An 18,974-nucleotide genomic window follows, 5' to 3' on the forward strand; every position below is an offset into this window, starting at 1 on the left:
TCAGGCTCTCCCAGTGTTGATTTGGAATGTGCGCAGGTACGACTCGTAAAGCCTGACCGGCTCCACGCCGTCGGGCAGCTGCCCCACGATCGCCTGGTATTGCGGCTCATCGTCAGTGACGATGTAGACCACCCTCAGCCCTTTAGTTCTATCGACCACCGACAGGAACGCACTTGCGGCGTCGACACTGAACAACACCGCGTACTTCTCAGCCACATCAAAAGTGTCGCAGCGTATGTCGATGACCCTGCCCTCGGCGCCAGCCCGCAACCACAGCAGAGGTGAGATCCTCTCGAATGCCAGATCCAGCTCGACTAGCGCGGCGTTCTCGTAGGTCAGTGTGAAGAATTCGACGTTCTCCTCGAACCCGTCGGCCATTGGATACTCGTCGCTGAACGCATAGTCGCCGTCGATCGTGATGCCTTCGGGGGTGCAGCCGGTCACGGCTGCAGTGATCCGAGGCTTGGTGACGCGCTCGCAGATGCCGCGCGAATCCCAGTCGGAGTCGCCGGGACGCAATCCACGCTTCAGCAGTGAGACCTCCTCGTCGTTGACCTCGTTATTGGTGACCAGGATCGACCGGCGGCGACCGTCATCCTCCCTGTTAAGCCTCATCACCGCATGTGCGGTCGTCCCTGAGCCGGCGAAAAAATCGAGGATGAGTGCCTCCGGCTTGTCCTTGACGAAGAACCTCAGCGAATCCTCCACCGCGTATAGGGATTTGGGAAACGGAAACGATCGCCCAGGGATCAGCTTCCGCAGGAGGCTCGACCCGTGGTCGGCGGCAGAGTGAGCTGTCAGATTCCACTGCGTCGTCGGGATGGCACGGTTTCCCTGAGCTGACTCGCTCTCTACGACGACATGGCCGTTCTTTCCGATCTCATAGGCCCCGAACACGCCCTGTGCCAGCTTGGTCTGCTCGCCGGACTTCAAGTATGAGATCGCCGTGCGTTCGCCGTTGAAGCGGCCCGATCGAATGAACCCGTTAGCCAATAGCCTCTTCGCGGTAGCGACATTGGTCTGCCACCGGCCTTCGCTGCCGTCTTTGCGGATGGGCCAGATCGCCACCTCGCTGGGGTCGGCGCACTCGTAATCCTCCCGACGGGCGTCAGGAGGGATTGGCTGGTCGAACCGGAGAAGTTCGCCCGCTTCAGACAGGATGACTGGGTAGAATTTTAGTGGGCTCTCCTGTCGCTGCGCACCAGTGCCGCTGCGTAGAAAGCCATCCCAACGAATCTTGGCCGTCGACGTGGATTTCCCGCCGCGCCATTCAGGCCCAAGGACCAGAGGCGTCGGCTCAGCCCGGCCAAACGAGACGACGAACAGATACTCATCAGAGCGCCTGAATGCACCGTCTCGCTTCTGGCCGGAGGGGTTGATCGCAACACTGACCATCTGGATCCGCGCTTCCGGGAACGTTTGCTCCAGCAACAACCCGAGCCGCAGGTATTCCTTCTCGTCGATGGTAACGATCAGTACGGAGTCCCCAGGGTTCAGCAGCTCCCGTGCGACCCTCAGCCGCCGTTCAATGAAGGCGAGCCACTTTGAGTGCGCATAGGAATCGTTAGGATCGACGTAGTCGTTGTTGTACTTCCAGTCATTTGCCCGGGTGTTGTACGGCGGGTCGATGTAGATGACGTCGACCTTGCCCCGGTTTGTGAACAGTAGAGCCTCGAGCGCATGAAAGTTCTCGCTGTTGATCACCGTCTGAAACGGTTTGTCGCCGCCGCGCCCGATCCGTCCGGTCGACACCAGTCCCGGATAGATTGGATCGCGGAAGTCTGCCACGAACACTAGATCTTCGATCGACCGCGAAGACTCTTCCTTGGTTCGCGGATCGATCAGCTGTGCGACTTTGGCCTTCTTCGGCCCAGTTAGCTTCGTGACAACCCAGACCGCGTCCGACTCGTCGGCCAACTCTCCCCGCACTGGGAGGAACCGGACCTTGTCGCCGACCGAGATCGGTCGCCCGGTCAATGCGACCGACTCAGGGGTGTGCCGCTCGAAGTTCAGTCCGAACTGACGCCGCGACTGCAAGGAGTCAATATGTCGGCGCAGCTCTTTCGCCGTCTCAGGATCGGTGCTCGCCACCCGATCGAGAAGCGCATGGAGTTCGTTGCTCACAGCGGTCAACACTACTTCGCGGGCCGCAACGGTCTGCGAATAAGGATGGTGTTGGGTGCGCGTAGCCCACGCCTTCGTCCCCAGGCAAATAGTTGGTGTTCGACGTGCTCGTCACCTTCAGTCGGGTGCGGGTTCTGCATCGGAGGGGAGTTCTCTGTATCCTGCTCGAATGCTGGGCAGGAAGCGGTCGTGGACCGAGCGCCTCCAGGATTGGGAGCGTTCGTCCGAAGATGCCCAAGAGCGCATGGAGGCGACACGCGAGCGCATCAAGGCGACGCAGGAGCGGCGGAGCATCATCAGTGGTACCTGCACAGGGTGCGACGGCGTTCTGGTCATGGATATGGACCGCAAATGCTGGTCCTGCGGACACAGAGCGGGACTCATTCAATCGGCCAGTGGTGTCCAGACGTTCACCTTGAGCGGCGCGATCAAGGTGTTGACCCGGCACCAAGCTGCAGTAGAGAAGCGCATCAAACAAGATATGGATGAACTGGTCGAGCAGCATCCAAGCGGCGAGATCGAAACAATCTATGCTGCAGCAGGATTACTGCACGGCATGACTTGGCAGCAGGCCGAGCGCTATGTGTGTGGGTGGATGCAAAACACATCGCACTACGAAGATGCCCAACTGACGTCTCCGGGCGCTGACGACGGTATTGACATCGTATGTGACGAGGCGATTGCACAGGTCAAGCATCATCAAACGGCCGTCGGGATCGCCGAGGTGCAGCGCATGCTGGGGATCGCGGCCGCATTGAACAAGCAGGCATTATTCTTCTCCGCTTCGGGGTATACCCCGAAGGCAACCATTTTCGCCGCTAGGTACCGCATCGCGTGCTACACCTACCCCCCGGTACGTGAAGTCAATTAGCCCAGCCCATAGAGATACCTCAATCGTTCAGGCGCTCGGCCAATGAGCCTCGAGACGGCGCAGCCTGCTGTTATGGAGTGGAGTTCGTCCGGTCCCCGGGGGTTTATCCGTGTCTCGGGCATGGCGTGTGTTTGTCGTTAGTATGATTAACACGGCTGGGGCTCTGGTGTGTACCAGACTGGCCACTGTATGCCTGTGCCACAGGCGCCGGTCAGGTCCGCGCCGTTGAAGGTCGCGCCGATCAGGGTCGCATGGGTCAGGTCGGCGTCGGTCAGGTCCGCGAGGGGCAGGATCGCGCCGGTCAGGTCCGCGCCGGTCAGGTCCGCGCCGGTCAGGTCCGCGCCGGCCAGGGTCGCGCCAGCCAGGGTCGCGAGGGCAGGGTCGCGCCGGTCAGGTCCGCATGGCTCAGGTCCGCGCCGGTCAGGTCCGCGCCGGCCAGGGTCGCGCCGGTCAGGTCCGCATGGCTCAGGTCCGCGTCGGACAGGTTCGCGTCGGTCAGGTTCGCGTCGGTCAGGTTCGCACGAGTCATTACAAGTCCTGCCAGATTCATCGTATCCAAACTCAGCTCTGCAAAAGGTCGCTCCTGCAAGGGATCATTGTTAGATCGTTCTCGTACAAATCGCACGTTCTCGAGTCGTTCTGCCCGCGCAGCGGCGGCAGCTGCGATCTCTCGATCGCGATCCGCTCTGGCATCATCAAGTCTTGCACCAGCCCACAAGACCACCCCCGCGATCAGTAGTGCGACCACACCGTCACGCACCCACCGGGGCGGGTCTGGCAACCACTCTTTCGCGTTCGCCCACCGGCTAGGTGCGGTCTGCCACCATGCCTGGATGCGTTGCCAGAGGAGTGTTAGCGGCCCAGGCCGCGAAGGCGGATTAGTCGTCACATCAGGATTCTGCCCGTCCTGGCCCAGAGTGCGCGACACGAATGCCTGGTCGTCGCACGGATGATGCACTTGATGTGCCGCCGCCGCAGTGAAACCCAATTGTCGGTCTGCTCACGACAAGCGCAATCGATTTCGCGGGGGCCATCGTTGGCGGAACGTTTTCTTCAACCGCGATTAGGGCATCGTGCGTGAATCCGCCGGAAGGCGCATCGCCTCCGGCGGCACCCACAACGTGACCGTCGCCCGCGACACCCCATTCACACTTTGGATCGGCAACTCACACAACGCGCGCCACTGCCCATCACACAACTGCAACCACGCCACCAGGCGGGCCGGCATCTCACGCTCCACCCGAACACCGAATGCCCTCACCCGCAACGACACCTGCGACGGCGCGAACCCAACAGGCCGGCCAGCAGTCGGGTCCAGCACCGACATGTCCACCACCACCGCACGCGGCGGCTCACACAACCGCAACGTCCGCCGATCCGGCCACAAATCCCACTCGAACATACGTACGAAGTCTAGTAGAGTCCCCACCGTGGTGGGTACGGGCACGGAGGGAAGGTCCGCGCCCTACCCACCACATCAGCCACGTCACCGGCACCACGGGGTCACGACAACAACGGTTGTGCCACCGACCAAAAGACGAGTACGAAAAACCAGGCCACACCCGCGAGGCAGCCGTAATCCCCCCACCGCTTCGTGCAGATAGCAATCACGGTGAGGGTAATCGCCACCAGAATCGCAACCATCAGCATCAACTGGTAGGTCTGATGCGCCGACTGAGAGAGAGCGGTTATCAACATGCGGCGCAGCCTACGACCCGCGTTTTCGAAACCTCCCAGCTCCGAAACCCAGCAGCACGCACCGTCACCGGTTACCCCGCTCACCTAGGCACAGAAGACCGACGCGCTACCGCGACACCAAGCCCTCCCGCACCTGCACCGCTCCCGCACAATCACCTTTACGTTGGAGTACGTCCGGGGCGGTCGCCTCGGACGTTCGTCCGCGGTTCGGGGCGTGGCTCGACAATCACCTGTTGTCGCTGGTGGCTTGGCGTGGAAGGTCACCCCGGACCGTGACGGGTCGTTTCGGCCGCTGATTGAGATGTGTTCGCGAACTTGTCGCTGTGTAAAGGTGTGCCGGCGAAACCACCCTGACGAGCCAACCGCACACGGAAGGACAGTATGGACGAAAAGATCTGGGTAGGAATCGATGTCGGTCGGCATGCGCATCACGCCGCCGCGGTCGACGAGGCGGGAACAGTGCTGTGGTCTCGGCGGCTTCCCAACGATCAGCATGCTATCGAAGCGCTGGTGGACCGGGTCGCTGGTGTCGAGACGGTGGTGTGGGCGATCGATATGACCGCGCCGGAGTCGGCATTGTTGCGGGGTGTGCTGGCTGCACGGCGGCAGCAGATCCGCTATGTGCCCGGTCGCGTCGTGCACAGTATGACCGGTGCGTTTGCGGGTGAGGGCAAGACCGATGCTCGCGACGCGGTCGTGATCGCTCAGACAGCCCGCCTACGTGGCGATCTCGCGACGATCACCGTGCCCGACGACCTCGCGATCGAACTCGACCTGCTGACCGGACATCGCAACGACCTCGTCGCTGAACGTACGCGAGGCATCAACCGCCTGCGCGGCCTGCTGACCCGCATCTTCCCTGCACTAGAACGGTGTTTCGACTACTCGACACTGACCGGTCTAACGTTCCTCACCCGCTTCGCCACGCCATCTGCGATCGCTGCGGTCTCTGACGACGAGATCTACGACCACCTGCGCAGTCACGGCGTCCGCCGACCCACGATCCCGAAGATGATCGACAAAGCCCGTGCCGCGGCGGCCGCGCAGACCGTCACCCTGCCTGGCGAGGCGACCACAGCCCTACTGGTGCAACACGCGGCTACCTCGTTGGTCATGCTGACCCGTCAGATCGCCGACCTGGATAAGCAGATCACCGAGGTGTTCCGCCGCCACCGTCACGCACGGATTCTCGAATCCGTGCCAGGCATCGGCACCCGAAGCGGCGCTGAGCTCGTCGCGATCACCGGCGGCGACCTCACTTCGTTCGGCTCGCCCGCCAGACTCGCCGCCTACGCCGGTCTTGCTCCGGTACCGCACGACTCCGGTAACCGCCGGGGAGCCTTGCGTAGACCCCAGCGTTACCACAGAGGACTTCGCAAGGTGTTCTACATGGCCGCACTCAACAGCTCGCAACGCGACGGCCCGTCCCGCGAGTTCTACCAGCGCAAACGACGCGAGAAGCGTTCCCACGTCCACGCTCTCATCGCTCTCGCTAGACGTCTGGTTGACGTGGTCTGGGCACTGATCCGCGACGGTAGGGTGTGGTTGCCGCGGCCGACCGTCGAGCGGGTGTCAGTCGATGAGGTGGGCGCGATGGCTGGATGACTGGCGGGGCCGGTCAGATCTCGGCACGTGCGTGCGTACTAGCGGGACACTGGATGCGTGTCGGTTCGGGTACTCGGCCACCAGCTTGCTCTGCCGACAAGTGTGGCGATGGTCGGCACAACGATGGTGCGGACGATGAAGGTGTCGAGCAGCAGGCCGATGCCGATGATGAGTCCGACCTGGGTCATGATCGAGATGGATCCGGCCATGAGTCCGAACATGCTGGCAGCGAAGATGAGGCCGGCCGAGGTGATGACTGATCCGGTGTTGGTGACGGTTCTCAGGACGCCGATGCGGATGTTGTTTTGGGATTCTTCGCGTAGGCGAGAGATAAGAAGCATGTTGTAGTCGGCGCCGACCGCGACGAGGACTATGAAGGCCAGTAGTGGTACGGGCCAGGCGATATCGGTTTTGAGGATGTGTTGAAAGATCAGGACACCGATACCCAGTGCCGCGGTGTAGTTGAGTATGACGGTGCCCAGAAGGTATAGCGGCGCGATGAGTGCTCGGAGTAGGAGTATCAGGATCAGGCCGACGATGGTGAGGGTGGCCAACGCTAGGAGTCGGAAGTCTTCGGTGAGTAGACGTTGCAGATCGGCGTTGATGGCGGGGAACCCGGCTATCGCGATGTTGGAGTCCTGCAGGGTTGTGTTCGGTCTGGCGGCGAGTGCGACATCGGTGATTGTGTCGGCCAGTTGCATGGCCTCGGTGCTGTAGGGGTCGAAGCTGGTTTGTATTGCGTAGCGCACGGTATGGCCGTCGGGCGAGACGAACTGGCGAGCGACGTCGACGAAACGGCGGTCTGCGTTGGCCTGAGGTGGGAGGTAGAAGCCGGTTGCTGAGTTTGTTCCGGCGGTCTCGCGGGCGGAGGTTTGTAGTTGTGTGGCTAGCGCGGCCATCCCGGCGAGTTGTTGAAGGTTGCTGTCGATCAGCGCGGATACACCGGCGGCGAGTTGGCGTGATCCCGCCGCGAGTTGACTGATACCTGTTTGCAGTTGGGTGAGCTTGCCGGGAAGGTCTTGGCTGCTGATGCTTCCCAGCGTGGAGCCCAGTGAGTTGACGGTGGAAGTGAGTTGGTCGGTGACTGTTGAGATCGGTGTATCCAGCTGCGCGAGTTGTGTTGACAGCGTGGCGATCTGGTCGAGGGTCCCGTTGCTCAGTAGGGCGTCGAGATTGCGGGTCTGCGCGCGCAGAGCTGCGCACTGCGGGACTTGGGTGCACCAGGGCGCATTATCGAGGATGGGCAGGATCGAGGTCACTGTTGCCAGGGCTGCAGATGTTTGGCGGGTGAGCGCGGCCAGCTGTGGGGCATTCTGAGAAGCGCGATCGAGCGCTGGTGCAGATGCGGCGAGTTGGCGGAGTATCGGCTGGTACTGCTGAATTTGCTGCCCTGCTGTGCTTGCCTGATCGAGGATGCCGGCCAGGGGGGCCAAGTTGGTGCGTACCTGGGTGTCGAGCTGAGTAAGCCCGTCGGCGAGTTGGAATGCGCCGGTACGGAGCTGTTCGAGGTCACCTCGGCGGTTCTGGCCATCGTCGACCGCACCCGCCAGCCGGTCCCCGATCTGACCGTTCTGCCAGGACAGCTTGGCTTGCTCGAGCTTGTCCCCGGTGGGACGGGTAACACCGATGACTCGAGTCACTCCGGGGATCTGGGATACACGTGAGGCCATTTGCTCAAGATCGGCCAGCCCGCTGGCAGTACGGAGATCGATCGGTGCATCTACAACGAGGAACTCAGTGATAGTGACGTCTTGAGGGAAATGACGGTCGAGCAACGCGTAGCCTTCGTTGCTGTCGGTTGTCGCGGGCTGCCCCTCACGATCGTCGAAGGTGATCTGGATGCCCATCGCGAAGACGCTAAGCACGATTAGCCCGACCAGGGTTAGTGCCAGCAGAGGCACAGGACGCCGCACGACGAGCACGGCGACGCGATTCCAGTACTTTCGGGTCAGATCTCGTCTGGGTGCGCCCCAGCCGAATCGCGCCGCCCACAGCAACACCGGTGGTAGCAGGGTGACCGTGGCGAGGAATCCGATGAGGATGGCGATCGCGCATGCCGGACCCAAGGTGGAGAACACGCTCAGCTGACCAAACACCATCGCCAAAAAGGCCAGCGCCACCGTGGCAGCTGAAGCCAGGATGACCCGTCCGATAGTTGCTGTCGCGTCCACGAGCGCAACCTCAGTGGTAGCGTCCTGGCGTAGCCGTTCGTGATAGCGACTGATGAAAAAGACTGAGTAGTCGACCCCGGCTCCGAGCAGGATGACGGTCATGAACGCGACGGTGAACTGCGATACCGGCATACCGAGTTCGCCGAGTGCGGACAAGACCCCGCGGCCCACGCCGAGGCTGACACCGATCACCAACAACGGCACCAGCGCGGTGAACAGCGATCGGTAAACGATCAACAGAATGATCGCGATAAGCGCCACCGTCGCCACAGTGATCACGACTAAATCGCTTTCAGCACTGACGATCTGGTCACTGAAAGTGGCCGTCGGCCCGGTGACATGGACAGTGGTGTCCGTACCGTCAAACACGCGCTGCGCGGTTTGGCGCACGGTCTCCACAGCATGCGTGGCCGTTGGCCCTCCCAAAGTTCCGGTGACCCCGACAGGCAAGTACCAGGCTTGCCCGTCCTCACTCAAGGCCTGGCCGGCCGTCGTCGGATCGGAGAGCAAATCCCGCACTGACTGCACATCGTCGAAATTTTCGCGCAACTGCAGAACGAGCATGTCGTAGCGTTCCCGCGCCACGTCGGTGAACCCGTTCGGGTTCTCCATGGTCACGAAAACAGTGGTCTTGGCGCCCTTCTCACCGAACGCACCACCCATCTGATCGAGTGCTTGAAACGATGGAACCCCAGCAGGGATCGGATCAACAGACTGCTGCCGCACCACCGTCTCCAGCTGGGGAAACAGTATCGCCAAGACGATACCCACAGCCACCCACGCCCCGATGACGAGGAATCTGTGCGCCAAGGTGAACCGTGCCAACCGCCCCAATGTCGTGCTGTACTCGCTGCGTTCCGCCAACCGGCGCGCCGCCAAGCGCCCACCACTTGGACGTTGGACCACCATACGCAGCACCTCACCCTCGACCCAGCCCGTCTACGAAACCGACGGTATCGTTACGGTACTAGCAGTACCGTAGATGGGGAAGGAGGTCAGGAGGTTTGGTGTCGCCGGTGGGCCATGAGGAAATCGTCGACAAGCTGTTCGAGATCGCCAACGGTCATCGACCGAATGCCCGTGAGCTTGGCAAAGACAAGGGGGCCCGCCAGTTGAGTGACTGCCATGGTCAAATCGAGGTCGCCGAGCTCCGCCGTGGCCACGTCACTCGTCAAAACTCGATCGAATGGTTCTCGATACTGCTCGACGACTCGACGACGCAGTGGCGCGAGCGCGTTCTGATCCCCGTCGGATTGCCCGGATTGCCGGGGCTGCTCGGGAAGCATTGCCAACCATGCCAGCGTCGTCAACTGCAGCGGTGCCTGCTCAATAAGCTCAGCCTGCCGCTGCATCAGCTTCAGCAGGTCATCACGGATCGACGTCGTCGTCTCGGGGTCTCGGCCTGAGGCAACAATCGCTCGAAGGCAGCCGCCACCAGATCTGTGGAGCTCTCGAAGTGACGATACAAGGTGGTGCGAGCAACACGAGACAGTCGAGTGACCGCCTCCACGGTAACGGCTTCGACCCCGCCACTGTTCAGCAAGGTCACCGCAGCATCCAACAAACGCTGACGCGACCGAACCCGCCTCGGGTCAACATCGTCGGAATCGATGGTTTCCACCTGGCCACTCCCTATATAGCCAAAATCACGAACCCCTGACTGCACAACAATACCGTCGGTAACAGAGCGAAACTGCCAGTGGCGGTACCGATTGAAGGCTCAGAAAGGTCACTTATGAGGGGCGACAAACCACTACCAGCACACGCACCATGGTGCATGGGATGCGGCGAAGACAACCCCAATGGCCTGCACCTCGAGGTACACCTGCACGGCGACCACGTCTACGCCGACCTGCAATTCGACGAGCGCCACTCAGGAGCCCCGGGACTCGCCCACGGCGGAGCCATCTCAGCGGCATGCGATGACATCATGGGTTTCACCCTGTGGATCGCCGAGACACCCGCAGTCACCCGAACCCTCACCGTGGAGTATCGACGCCCGGTCCCACTGCACACCCCCGTGCACATCACCGCCTCCCTCGTCGACGAAACCGACCGCGCGCTCTTCATCGAAGCCAACGGTACTGTCGGCGACACAACCTATTTCGCCGCAGAAGCGGTCTTCGTAAAGGTCGACTTGAGTCATTTTCTTCGTCACGGAGACTGGGGCGCCACAGCAGACCTCATCACCAGATTCTTTCAGGCCGACTAGCGACCGCCAGGCACGCCACCAAGCAGAAGAGTCGCCCCGCATCCACCAGCTGGCCCATCCTTGCGCACCCGCATTGAGATCCCCGCCGGCCACCCACGATCGAGGTGGCCCAGCCCCTGCACGCCCGATCGGTAGTGCAGCTGGTGGCGGTGGGTGCCGGCGGGCGCCGGCATCTGAATAGACGCGGCTGCGCCGCGCCGTGCTTATCAGGCGATGGGGTTTGTGTGCCCCCATCCATTCTCTGCCCTCTGGTCGGAACCATCAAGGCGCACAAAACTTTCCGCCGACCACGGTCGCTGCGCTCCCTACGGAAACTTTTCCGCTTGCCTCCTTGACAGTTCCTCCCGCCGGGAAGAGATGGCTGGTGTCAAACAAACCCGACCACCGCACAGGAGGACAACATGGCACCGACCACAGACACCGGATGGTACGACCAGCACACCGGCGAACCCTGCGCCGACCCGTTCGGCGACCAGCCGAGCGCGATCCTCGACGGCCCGACCATCGCAACGGTCAACCTGCTAGCCCACCTGCGCGGAATCACCTACGGCCAGGCACTGATCGAGTCGGTACAGCAGTGGAAAACCGCACTCGCCGACTCCATCGAGCGTGAAGCATTCAACGCCCGCTACTGGCTCGACCCACTCACCCGCGACGTCACCGCACTCGACGCCGAGGACGCATGCCTCACCGAGGCCCAGGCGTCGATGAACCGGATTGCCACCCTGCGCGGTCGCATCGCCCACGCCGATCACCTCCTGGCCGGCGCCGAAGACCAGCACTACCGCTAAAGCCCCGGTGGGGTCACCGCGCCACACACCGGTGACCCCACCGGACACCAACCCCACACCCCCCACAAGGAGACACCCGACATGACCAGCAACCGCGCCGCACTGGCCACCACCACCGTCGAACTGTCCGACGGACGTATCGGCCACATCGTCGGCCACATCGACGCGTTCCCGGCCCACCCCGCGCGCGGCACCATCGCCGACCCGATCGCCGGCCACGACGAACCCGTCACCGGAGACACCGACGTATACGCCCTGGTATCGGTGCACTGGGCCACCAAAATCATCACGATCGAACATCCCCACACCGGCCTCAGCACCGTCGACTACGTGCCCGGCCTACTCGGCACCCCACGCGGCACCAGCTGGTACCTCGCCCCCGTCGAAGCAACCCCCCACGGCTACGCCATCCTCGGCGGCCGCGCCAACAGCGGCCACACCGCCCACGTGCCCGCCATCCCCGAGGTCACCGAGCCCCGCACCGTCAACGTGCACGACTTCGTCCTCTAACCACACCGACCGACGCGACCACCTCGAGGGAAGGACACCACATCATGAGCCGCCACTACACCCCCGCCCAGATCCCCACCGACTACGCACAATCCGCCGCCGGTGTCCTCTGGACCGCCGCCAACCTCGCCGCCACCACCGACACCCGCGACCCCATCGCCGACGCCGTCCGCCAGCTCGACGCCCCCACGCACTCGCATCGGTGCGCCGAAACCGCCGCCATCAGCCAAGCCCACCGCACCGCCGGCCCCACCGTCCAGCTCGACCCGCTCGCACCCCCGCACCGCTGGGCCACCTGGCACGAAGCGCTCACCGACCCCTGGCAGGTCCTCGCCGACGCCGCCACCAGCCACAGCGACCCCGGCGACGAACGCGAAGGACTCATCCCCGGCCACTGGACCCCAGCGGCCTAACCACCCACACCCCCACCACCGGAAGGAATCATGGCCACCATCACCATCACCCACACCCCCACCGACGGCACCCTCGTCGACGGCACCAGCCGAGGAGACGGCACCAACACGATCCTGAAATCCGTTGGCTTCCGCTGGTTCCGAACCCTCGGAATGTGGGGAGTCCCCAACAGCCGCGACCACCAACCCAACCGCTACAAGATCGAACAAGCCCGCCGAGCCCTGGCCGACGCCGGCCACGACGTCACCGTCGAGCTCGACACCAGTTTCCGCGACACCGCCACCGTCGAGGCCGACAAAGCAGCCCGCCAACAAGACCGCGCCGACGCCCTCGACGCCAAAGCCGACCGGCACCGCCGCCGCGCCGACGACGCCTGGGACGCCGACCGCCGCGCCACCGCCGCCCTGCCCCCAGGAGGCGAACCGATCAAAATCGGCCACCACAACGAACGCCGCCACCGCCGCGCCATCGACAACGCCCACGCCAAACTCGGCCAAGCCATCGCCGCCGAGAACCAAGCCACCGACACCGCACGCCGCGCCGACATCGCCGCCGATGCCGGCGCACGCCGCCACAACCCGCGCACCGTCGCCAACCGCATCGACACACTCGAAGCCGACCAACGCCGCGACGAACGCGCACGAGACGGACACACCCGCACCCTCTACACCACCAGCAGCGGACAGAAAGTGTGCGACGAGACCCCGCCGGCCACCGGCAGCTACCGCGAGCAGCTCGACGCCCGCATCGCCCAACGCGCCGACCAGATCGCCCACTGGAAACAGGTTCGCGCCGACCAGATCGCCAGCGGCGAAGCCGGGAACTACAGCCCCGCCACCATCGCCAAAGGCGACCAAGTCCGCAGCCGCTTCGACGACTGGTGCACCGTGCTGCGGGTCAACAAGAAAAGTGTCAGCGTCGAAACACCCGCCCCCTTCGGCGGCCGCATGATCCGCGGAACCCTGCCGTATCAAAGCATCACCGGACACCGACCCACCACAACCCATCTCGACGAGACCGGATAACCACACCCACCACCAGCACCGGACCCCACCCACCGCGGCGGGGTCCGGTCCGCCGGGCATCGAACCCGGCGGACCAGATCGCTTCGCGGCCCCACTCACCTCCACATCCCGGCCGCCGGACGTCCTCGCCGTTTCCTGCACCCGCCGATTCTCATGACGTGGTCGCACATTCTGTCAATCCGTTCCACCCGAAAAAGCGGCACGCGCTACGCGTCGCGATGCTCCGCTCCACTTATTTCGCACCGCTTTTTCCGATTCCACTAAATGGACAGAATGTGCGACCACGAATGGGCGGCTAATAACAGGAAATGGCACACACACAGGCACGATAGGACAGAGAAACCGTTGCACGGCAACACTATTCGCGATAGAATAAGAAGACAGAGTAAACCCTCGCGACGCACACAGAATGGATACGAACAATGAGCGACAACACCACAATCACCGTTTACACCAAGCCGGCCTGCGTGCAGTGCCACGCCACCTACAAGGCGTTCGAAAAGGCCGGCCTGGACTACACGGTGATCGACATCAGCACCGACGACGACGCCCGCGATTACGTGATGGGACTGGGCTACCTGCAAGCCCCCGTCGTCGTGGCCGGCGACGACCACTGGTCAGGCTTTCGACCCGACCGCATCAAGAACCTCGCCAGCACCGCAGCCTGAGACGAAAGGACAGACCCGTGAGCATCAACTACACCGAACGCGCCACCCGCTACTGGGCACAGTCCGATCAGGCATACGCCGACGGAGATCCCCGCCACGGCGACGAACTCGCCGAGCTGGCCGCCCAATGCGACACATGGGCACACGAAGACTCGGGCCGACAACGGCCCCACGATGAGCAGGCAGGAGTAGCGAGGTGACTGTCATGGCCGAATACCCCCGCACCCGCGACGACAGCGACGCCGCAAACATCACGCCCTCGGCCGCCTCGGCGATCGAACCGCTCCCCGAACTCGAAACTGTCACCGATGCCGACGACCTCACGCTGTACGGTGTCCTCGACCCAGCCGACGACATCGAGGCCGCACTCGAACTCGAACTGACATTCCTCGCTGCACTACTGTTCGCGCCGGCCGCGATCGCCCGCCAGGTCATCACCGCCGTCATCGGTACCCGCGACGAATCGGCACCCGACCTGACAGTGTTGCCCGTCGACACCACCCTGTTCCTCGGTCCCGCCAACCGACTCATCTTCGACGCCGCAGTCACCCTGATCGACGAAGGCACTCCCGCAACGCCGCAACTTGTTCAAGCCCGACTTACTGACCAAAACCTGCACCGCCACACCAAAAACGCCATGCTCGACATCATCAGCCCCGCCACACCACGAGCCACCGTGGTCGGCGGCGCCGACCTCCCCCACCTGGCGGCCGCGCTCGTCGACGCCTGGTACCGCCGCGGCTATCGCGCACTGGTCACACGCATGCACCAGATGATTGCCACCCGCCCCGTGGACGAACTCGGTGGTCACTGGACCGCTCTCACCGCTCACCAGCAGACCGCCGAACGCCGACGCCTGACCGTGCGCGACAACCTGGCCCGCATCTGACCGAGGAGACCCGTCATGTCCGACACTCTCGACGACCACCAAGCCGAAGACCTCGCGGCCGATCTACGCGACCACGGCCACACCTGGGCCGCCATCGCCGCCGCGGTCAACCTCACCCCCTACGCCGCGCAACAAGCCGCGAATCGCGCCGACACCCGCGCCGCCGAACGAGCCGCCCGTAACCAGATCACCCTGTTCTAACGCCCGCCGTATACTCGAACTCGCCCAAGGAGATCCGATCGAGATGACCACCATGACCCAGCACCCACGCACCCGCGACGAGATCGACGCCGCACTCGCGACACGGTCGGTCGAGCAGATCATCGCCGCCGTCGACGCCGGGCACACCATGGCCGGGATGCCACTGACCGACCGTGACAAAGACGCGATCCGCCGTATCGATAGCGGCGAGACCACCATCGAGCAAGAGCGCCAGCGCATCCTCGACGAGATCGCCGCCGACCGGGACAGCGAGACACCCACCGAGCAGTGACCCACCCCAACTCCCGCATCAAGGCCGGCCCCGTTCACCCGAACCTGGCCGGCCTTGATGATGTCGACGAGCTCGAACGCTACGAACGGCGCATGGCCGGCATCCGCAGCCGCCAACTCGAGCGAGATCCCCACCTAGCCGCCGGTGCCTTCGACCTCGCCCACCTGCAAACGATCCACCACCATCTGCTGCAAGACGTCTACGGCTGGGCCGGACAGCTACGCACCCCCGGACAACACACCGAGGCGATGGGCATCACCCACTGCCCACCCGAGCAGCTGGCCGCCGTACTCGACGACGTGTTCGCCGACATCCGTGACCGCCGGCCCTCGCCCACCGACACCGACCACGCACTGAACCTCACCGCGGACCACTGGTCAGCACTGACCTGGGCGCATCCCATGCTCGACGGCAACAGCCGCAGCCAGCGCGTGTTCTTCACCCAATACCTGCACGACAGCGACTGGGACATCGACTGGCGCGCCGTCGATGCCGACGCCGTCCACGCCGCCCGCCACGTCAGCTTCGTCACCGAAGACCCCACCTGGCTCGCCGAACAACTGCGACCCGGTCTCATCCGACCCGGCGACCACGTCACCACGTCGCTATCGGCCACCGACGGTATCCGCGACGAGCTCCGCCCCGTCGCGATCTACTACGCCATGATGCAAGACGCCGAGAACGGCGTCACGGGTGAACAGTTCCACCACCACCAACACACGCTCGAACACCGCACCCGCATCGACGACCTCACCCGAGAACTCAAACCCGCTACCGCGGCCGACCGCGCATCACCTCCGGATCACAGCGACCACCTTGAGCATCTCGCCGAGCTCGAGCGCCAACGCCAAGCCCAGCACCACGCGAGGGCACAGTCCACACCCCGCCACGAGACGGAGCCCTCACACGTGTCACGCGATCCCCACCGTCGCCTGTAACGACGCCGCGGGGCCGACTGCGTTTATCCGCGGATCGGTGCCGCCCAAGACCACACGGGCACCCGCCAGGCCGCCCGTGCCACACGGCTTCGCCACACTCCATGTTTCAGCGCGAAGAGCCAGTGCCCGAACATCCATAGCCCGACACCGGCGACAGCTTCGATTGCGTACCGAGGATTGTCGAAACTGCCGGCATGAATGACCACACCGCCCAGTCCGTCGATCACCAACAGGATGCCGGCGAAGCGCGCCAACCCGGAGCCGAACAGCCATACCAAGATCGACACCGCCGCCCCAGCCGCGGCGATCATCACGAAACCTTCCATCCCGCCCGCCTCCTTCGCGGTGGTGCCACATCTGAGCAACAAGTGCCCCGTGAGGGCAGTGTCGCCCATGCCACCGACAGATACGCGCACTGCACCGTCATGGTGATGACTGCCGGCGGGCCAACCGTTGTTCGACTCTGCGTCGGCGGTGGTCGGGCTCGTCGTAGATCCCCAGCTTGTCCGGCCGTCCGCTGTAGCCGTGCGCGATCACAGCCAGAAATGCATCGCTGATCTCTGCGCCCCCAACATCGGCCATGAAGTGGTCGGCGCGTCGTTCCTGCCACCGTCGCCACGGCACAAAGACGGCGCACCACACCAGAAACAGCACGAGCGCCACACCGCCGGCGATTAGCTCGATGCTGCTCCCGTCGACGAACCAACTCAGCACCCAGCCACCGATGCCAACGGCCGCAGCAAGTGCCCATCCCCAATGCACCACGAGCTCGGCGCCACGGTGATGGCGGTGACCCAGTTCGTGCAGAAGACATCCGGCCACCGCGTCGATGATGCGCGGATCATCGACGTCGACCTGGCCCGGCAAGCCGAACAGATTTTCCAGGTCGACGACCACAGTGTCGTCCCCGCAGTGATACGCCATCCCCCCGGACGTCGGTGTCCCATCGACTGACGGCACCAATCCCCGCGCCCGCGACTCATCGAACGACAGACGGGGAAGCCGCGACTGTCCGCTCATACGCACACACTCGGCGAGCTGCTCGACAACCAACGCCCGCTCCGCTGACCACACGTCATCGCCAGGCCTGTGTCCATCGGAGTGTGGCGTCGGTGAGTTCACTGAGGTGTTCCGATCGGTGGCCACGTGAAAAGTGAGTCCTGTCCGGGCATCGAGATACCTAACGCTTCTCGGACCCGTTCACTGTTCCAGCCGTCGAGCACTGCAGCACGCAGCGCGTGCGCCCGTGCCCGCCGCGCTTCTCGATCAAGCCCGGTGCTGCCGCGGCCGAGACCGCTTCCCCCGCCACGGTGTTTGCCGGCCATGTGAGCCAGGTTGTCGGCTTGGGTGCCGGCCACGACGTGGCCGCGCCCGACCGCCACGCAGAGCGGGTTATCGCACTCGTGCATCGCAACAACCCGCTCCGCGATCTCGCCGTGCACCGCGGCGTAGGCAAATCGTTGTGCTCGCACCACGGCCGGACCCGGCCGGCGGCCGAGCCAAAAACGGCCGTAGCCGTCGTCGCCGATAGCCCCGACGTAGATCGTGCATGCTCCTGGCGGACCTGCGACGCAGAATCGTGTGAAGCGGGTGATCTCCTGCGCATCGCGGTCGAGGTCAACGCAGAGCCGCTGTGCTGTGGCCACGGCTCACAGTCAACTCGCGGCCACCGACAATTCCGACGCTGCGGCGCCGCCCCGGTCGTCTCCGGCACCTAACGCTTCCGAGTCCTCCGACGCTGGTGGCGGCGCGGCTGACTGCGCCGCCACCTCGGCCGCCGGTGCGGTGTCGCCGGTTCGGTCCTTGTGTGCCTTGACGTGTCGTCGGACGTCGCTCTCGGTGAGATCGGTCAGCTCGGCGAGATCACCGACGCTCTGGCCACGCCCGCGCATGTCGGACAGTCGATGGCCGATGGCCGCCTCAGAATCGGCGACCGCCTCGGCGTAGTCAGCGTGCGCCTTCTCGACTGCCTTGTCGTAGTGAGCCTTCGCCTGCGCCATTGCATCCGAACGTTTGGCGGCCGCACCGTCTTGGCTCTCGAGAGATTTCAGGATTTCGGCCAGGTCGGCTTCGTCGGCTTTCTGCCGACGAGCTTGTTCCTCGCGCTGCGCCGCAATCTTCTGGCGCGCCTTTGTACGTGCAGTGACCTTTTTCGCGGTCGTCGAACTAGACATGTTTAATCCACCTACCTGTGTCGTGGCACCGAATGGATCGGCAGAGCATTCGGATATCCGCTTCTCACCCTACTGCCGGCCAGGCGCGAGGTCACGCTTCCACGCACCCGTAACTGCCACCGCCCCTGCGGGAGCGACTGATCACGTCGCTGGTCGAGCACCGACCACTTCTGTCCGGCCTACCCGCTGGTCACGTCCACTCTCCCCAACCGGGAACCACCTCAGGGCTTCACTTTCGACAAGCAAGCAATTCTCACACCCGAGAACCCCGAGGCTCACCTAGGACAACCCGGTCGAGAACAGGACACGACGGATGAGAATCCGAGCCACCCTCAGCACTCCGCCTCGACCGGCAGACGCCACGACGATATGTACACACCTCTTGCATTAA

Annotated in this window: 23 protein-coding genes and 1 pseudogene; 13 read left to right on the forward strand and 11 right to left on the reverse strand. The window is 63.8% G+C overall.

What is annotated here, in order from left to right; genetic code table 11:
- Positions 1 to 2,124 (reverse strand): DNA methyltransferase, encoded by a 2,124-nt coding sequence (locus tag GTV32_RS22750; protein WP_161062724.1) that lies wholly within the window; start codon positions 2,122 to 2,124, stop codon positions 1 to 3.
- Between the two features lie 169 nt (positions 2,125 to 2,293).
- Here GTV32_RS22750 and GTV32_RS22755 point away from each other — a divergent pair, with 169 nt between their 5' ends.
- On the forward strand, positions 2,294 to 2,995 hold the full coding sequence (locus GTV32_RS22755; RefSeq protein ID WP_161062725.1) for a restriction endonuclease: 702 nt from the start codon (positions 2,294 to 2,296) through the stop codon (positions 2,993 to 2,995).
- 146 nt (positions 2,996 to 3,141) lie between these two features.
- Here the strand turns inward: GTV32_RS22755 and GTV32_RS24220 are convergent, their stop codons facing one another.
- The 4 genes from GTV32_RS24220 to GTV32_RS22770 form a co-directional block, all read right to left on the reverse strand.
- Positions 3,142 to 3,360, reverse strand: a complete 219-nt coding sequence (locus GTV32_RS24220; protein ID WP_202422924.1) for a pentapeptide repeat-containing protein — start codon at positions 3,358 to 3,360, stop codon at positions 3,142 to 3,144.
- Positions 3,327 to 3,524: a pentapeptide repeat-containing protein gene (locus tag GTV32_RS23245; protein WP_237422004.1), complete on the reverse strand. Its 198-nt coding sequence runs from the start codon at positions 3,522 to 3,524 to the stop codon at positions 3,327 to 3,329. The genes GTV32_RS24220 and GTV32_RS23245 overlap by 34 nt, the downstream gene beginning before the upstream one ends.
- Before the next feature lie 534 nt (positions 3,525 to 4,058).
- Complete coding sequence (locus GTV32_RS22765; RefSeq protein WP_161062726.1) at positions 4,059 to 4,397, reverse strand: hypothetical protein; 339 nt, start codon at positions 4,395 to 4,397, stop codon at positions 4,059 to 4,061.
- 101 nt (positions 4,398 to 4,498) lie between these two features.
- Positions 4,499 to 4,693, reverse strand: coding sequence for a hypothetical protein (locus GTV32_RS22770; protein ID WP_161062727.1), 195 nt, complete (start codon positions 4,691 to 4,693; stop codon positions 4,499 to 4,501).
- 381 nt (positions 4,694 to 5,074) lie between these two features.
- On the opposite strand from GTV32_RS22770, the gene GTV32_RS22775 reads away from it, so the two are divergent.
- Positions 5,075 to 6,298 carry an IS110 family transposase gene (locus GTV32_RS22775; protein WP_161062728.1) on the forward strand — a complete coding sequence of 408 codons (1,224 nt, stop codon included), beginning with the start codon at positions 5,075 to 5,077 and terminating at the stop codon, positions 6,296 to 6,298.
- 38 nt (positions 6,299 to 6,336) lie between these two features.
- Here GTV32_RS22775 and GTV32_RS22780 read toward each other — a convergent pair whose 3' ends face one another.
- Both GTV32_RS22780 and GTV32_RS22785 read right to left on the reverse strand, forming a co-directional pair.
- Positions 6,337 to 9,378, reverse strand: coding sequence for an MMPL family transporter (locus GTV32_RS22780; RefSeq protein ID WP_161062729.1), 3,042 nt, complete (start codon positions 9,376 to 9,378; stop codon positions 6,337 to 6,339).
- A gap of 86 nt (positions 9,379 to 9,464) precedes the next feature.
- Positions 9,465 to 10,090, reverse strand: a pseudogene (locus GTV32_RS22785) (TetR/AcrR family transcriptional regulator).
- Positions 10,091 to 10,204: 114 nt separating this feature from the next.
- Between GTV32_RS22785 and GTV32_RS22790 the strand changes: the two are divergent.
- The 11 genes from GTV32_RS22790 (at position 10,205) to GTV32_RS22840 (ending at position 16,409) form a co-directional block, all read left to right on the forward strand.
- A complete protein-coding gene (locus tag GTV32_RS22790; protein ID WP_006896186.1) occupies positions 10,205 to 10,681 on the forward strand; it encodes a PaaI family thioesterase in 477 nt (158 codons plus the stop codon).
- Between the two features lie 401 nt (positions 10,682 to 11,082).
- Complete coding sequence (locus GTV32_RS22795; protein WP_161062730.1) at positions 11,083 to 11,472, forward strand: hypothetical protein; 390 nt, start codon at positions 11,083 to 11,085, stop codon at positions 11,470 to 11,472.
- Between the two features lie 81 nt (positions 11,473 to 11,553).
- Positions 11,554 to 11,982 (forward strand): hypothetical protein, encoded by a 429-nt coding sequence (locus GTV32_RS22800; protein ID WP_161062731.1) that lies wholly within the window; start codon positions 11,554 to 11,556, stop codon positions 11,980 to 11,982.
- A 44-nt stretch (positions 11,983 to 12,026) separates the two neighbouring features.
- Positions 12,027 to 12,395, forward strand: a complete 369-nt coding sequence (locus tag GTV32_RS22805) for a hypothetical protein (protein ID WP_161062732.1) — start codon at positions 12,027 to 12,029, stop codon at positions 12,393 to 12,395.
- Positions 12,396 to 12,425: 30 nt separating this feature from the next.
- Positions 12,426 to 13,421 carry a DUF3560 domain-containing protein gene (locus GTV32_RS22810; protein ID WP_161062733.1) on the forward strand — a complete coding sequence of 332 codons (996 nt, stop codon included), beginning with the start codon at positions 12,426 to 12,428 and terminating at the stop codon, positions 13,419 to 13,421.
- Positions 13,422 to 13,843: 422 nt separating this feature from the next.
- Positions 13,844 to 14,089: a glutaredoxin-like protein NrdH gene (gene nrdH, locus GTV32_RS22815; RefSeq protein WP_161062734.1), complete on the forward strand. Its 246-nt coding sequence runs from the start codon at positions 13,844 to 13,846 to the stop codon at positions 14,087 to 14,089.
- A 17-nt stretch (positions 14,090 to 14,106) separates the two neighbouring features.
- Entirely contained in the window at positions 14,107 to 14,289 is a 183-nt protein-coding gene (locus GTV32_RS22820) for a hypothetical protein (protein WP_161062735.1), read from the forward strand.
- A gap of 5 nt (positions 14,290 to 14,294) precedes the next feature.
- The gene (locus GTV32_RS22825; RefSeq protein ID WP_161062736.1) at positions 14,295 to 14,978 is read left to right on the forward strand and encodes a hypothetical protein; all 684 of its coding nucleotides are present in this window, start codon (positions 14,295 to 14,297) and stop codon (positions 14,976 to 14,978) included.
- A gap of 15 nt (positions 14,979 to 14,993) precedes the next feature.
- On the forward strand, positions 14,994 to 15,179 hold the full coding sequence (locus tag GTV32_RS22830) for a hypothetical protein (RefSeq protein ID WP_161062737.1): 186 nt from the start codon (positions 14,994 to 14,996) through the stop codon (positions 15,177 to 15,179).
- A 43-nt stretch (positions 15,180 to 15,222) separates the two neighbouring features.
- Positions 15,223 to 15,471, forward strand: coding sequence for a hypothetical protein (locus tag GTV32_RS22835; protein WP_237422005.1), 249 nt, complete (start codon positions 15,223 to 15,225; stop codon positions 15,469 to 15,471).
- Entirely contained in the window at positions 15,468 to 16,409 is a 942-nt protein-coding gene (locus tag GTV32_RS22840) for a Fic family protein (RefSeq protein WP_161062738.1), read from the forward strand. Before GTV32_RS22835 ends, GTV32_RS22840 begins: the two co-directional genes overlap by 4 nt.
- Positions 16,410 to 16,432: 23 nt before the next feature.
- On the opposite strand, the gene GTV32_RS22845 is transcribed toward GTV32_RS22840, so the two are convergent.
- From GTV32_RS22845 to GTV32_RS22860, 4 genes are all read right to left on the reverse strand, one after another.
- Positions 16,433 to 16,804 (reverse strand): hypothetical protein, encoded by a 372-nt coding sequence (locus GTV32_RS22845; protein WP_161062739.1) that lies wholly within the window; start codon positions 16,802 to 16,804, stop codon positions 16,433 to 16,435.
- Positions 16,805 to 16,832: 28 nt separating this feature from the next.
- Positions 16,833 to 17,429, reverse strand: coding sequence for a hypothetical protein (locus GTV32_RS22850; RefSeq protein WP_161062740.1), 597 nt, complete (start codon positions 17,427 to 17,429; stop codon positions 16,833 to 16,835).
- Positions 17,430 to 17,527: 98 nt separating this feature from the next.
- Positions 17,528 to 18,055: a hypothetical protein gene (locus tag GTV32_RS22855; RefSeq protein ID WP_161062741.1), complete on the reverse strand. Its 528-nt coding sequence runs from the start codon at positions 18,053 to 18,055 to the stop codon at positions 17,528 to 17,530.
- Between the two features lie 9 nt (positions 18,056 to 18,064).
- Positions 18,065 to 18,583, reverse strand: coding sequence for a hypothetical protein (locus tag GTV32_RS22860; protein ID WP_161062742.1), 519 nt, complete (start codon positions 18,581 to 18,583; stop codon positions 18,065 to 18,067).
- Positions 18,584 to 18,974 lie beyond the last annotated feature (391 nt).

Origin of the sequence: Gordonia sp. SID5947, assembly GCF_009862785.1 — a bacterium.
Taxonomy (GTDB): domain Bacteria; phylum Actinomycetota; class Actinomycetes; order Mycobacteriales; family Mycobacteriaceae; genus Gordonia.

Excerpts from the sequence above, each read along its gene's own strand:
- GTV32_RS22755 (WP_161062725.1), top strand. The coding sequence starts at position 2,294 with ATGCTGGGCAGGAAGCGGTCGTGGACCGAGCGCCTCCAGGATTGGGAG.
- GTV32_RS23245 (WP_237422004.1), bottom strand. The coding sequence starts at position 3,524 with ATGACTCGTGCGAACCTGACCGACGCGAACCTGACCGACGCGAACCTG.
- GTV32_RS22765 (WP_161062726.1), bottom strand. The coding sequence starts at position 4,397 with ATGTTCGAGTGGGATTTGTGGCCGGATCGGCGGACGTTGCGGTTGTGT.
- GTV32_RS22770 (WP_161062727.1), bottom strand. The coding sequence starts at position 4,693 with ATGTTGATAACCGCTCTCTCTCAGTCGGCGCATCAGACCTACCAGTTG.
- GTV32_RS22775 (WP_161062728.1), top strand. The coding sequence starts at position 5,075 with ATGGACGAAAAGATCTGGGTAGGAATCGATGTCGGTCGGCATGCGCAT.
- GTV32_RS22780 (WP_161062729.1), bottom strand. The coding sequence starts at position 9,378 with ATGGTGGTCCAACGTCCAAGTGGTGGGCGCTTGGCGGCGCGCCGGTTG.
- GTV32_RS22790 (WP_006896186.1), top strand. The coding sequence starts at position 10,205 with ATGAGGGGCGACAAACCACTACCAGCACACGCACCATGGTGCATGGGA.
- GTV32_RS22795 (WP_161062730.1), top strand. The coding sequence starts at position 11,083 with ATGGCACCGACCACAGACACCGGATGGTACGACCAGCACACCGGCGAA.
- GTV32_RS22800 (WP_161062731.1), top strand. The coding sequence starts at position 11,554 with ATGACCAGCAACCGCGCCGCACTGGCCACCACCACCGTCGAACTGTCC.
- GTV32_RS22805 (WP_161062732.1), top strand. The coding sequence starts at position 12,027 with ATGAGCCGCCACTACACCCCCGCCCAGATCCCCACCGACTACGCACAA.
- GTV32_RS22810 (WP_161062733.1), top strand. The coding sequence starts at position 12,426 with ATGGCCACCATCACCATCACCCACACCCCCACCGACGGCACCCTCGTC.
- nrdH (WP_161062734.1), top strand. The coding sequence starts at position 13,844 with ATGAGCGACAACACCACAATCACCGTTTACACCAAGCCGGCCTGCGTG.
- GTV32_RS22825 (WP_161062736.1), top strand. The coding sequence starts at position 14,295 with ATGGCCGAATACCCCCGCACCCGCGACGACAGCGACGCCGCAAACATC.
- GTV32_RS22830 (WP_161062737.1), top strand. The coding sequence starts at position 14,994 with ATGTCCGACACTCTCGACGACCACCAAGCCGAAGACCTCGCGGCCGAT.
- GTV32_RS22835 (WP_237422005.1), top strand. The coding sequence starts at position 15,223 with ATGACCACCATGACCCAGCACCCACGCACCCGCGACGAGATCGACGCC.
- GTV32_RS22845 (WP_161062739.1), bottom strand. The coding sequence starts at position 16,804 with ATGGGCGACACTGCCCTCACGGGGCACTTGTTGCTCAGATGTGGCACC.
- GTV32_RS22850 (WP_161062740.1), bottom strand. The coding sequence starts at position 17,429 with ATGAGCGGACAGTCGCGGCTTCCCCGTCTGTCGTTCGATGAGTCGCGG.
- GTV32_RS22860 (WP_161062742.1), bottom strand. The coding sequence starts at position 18,583 with ATGTCTAGTTCGACGACCGCGAAAAAGGTCACTGCACGTACAAAGGCG.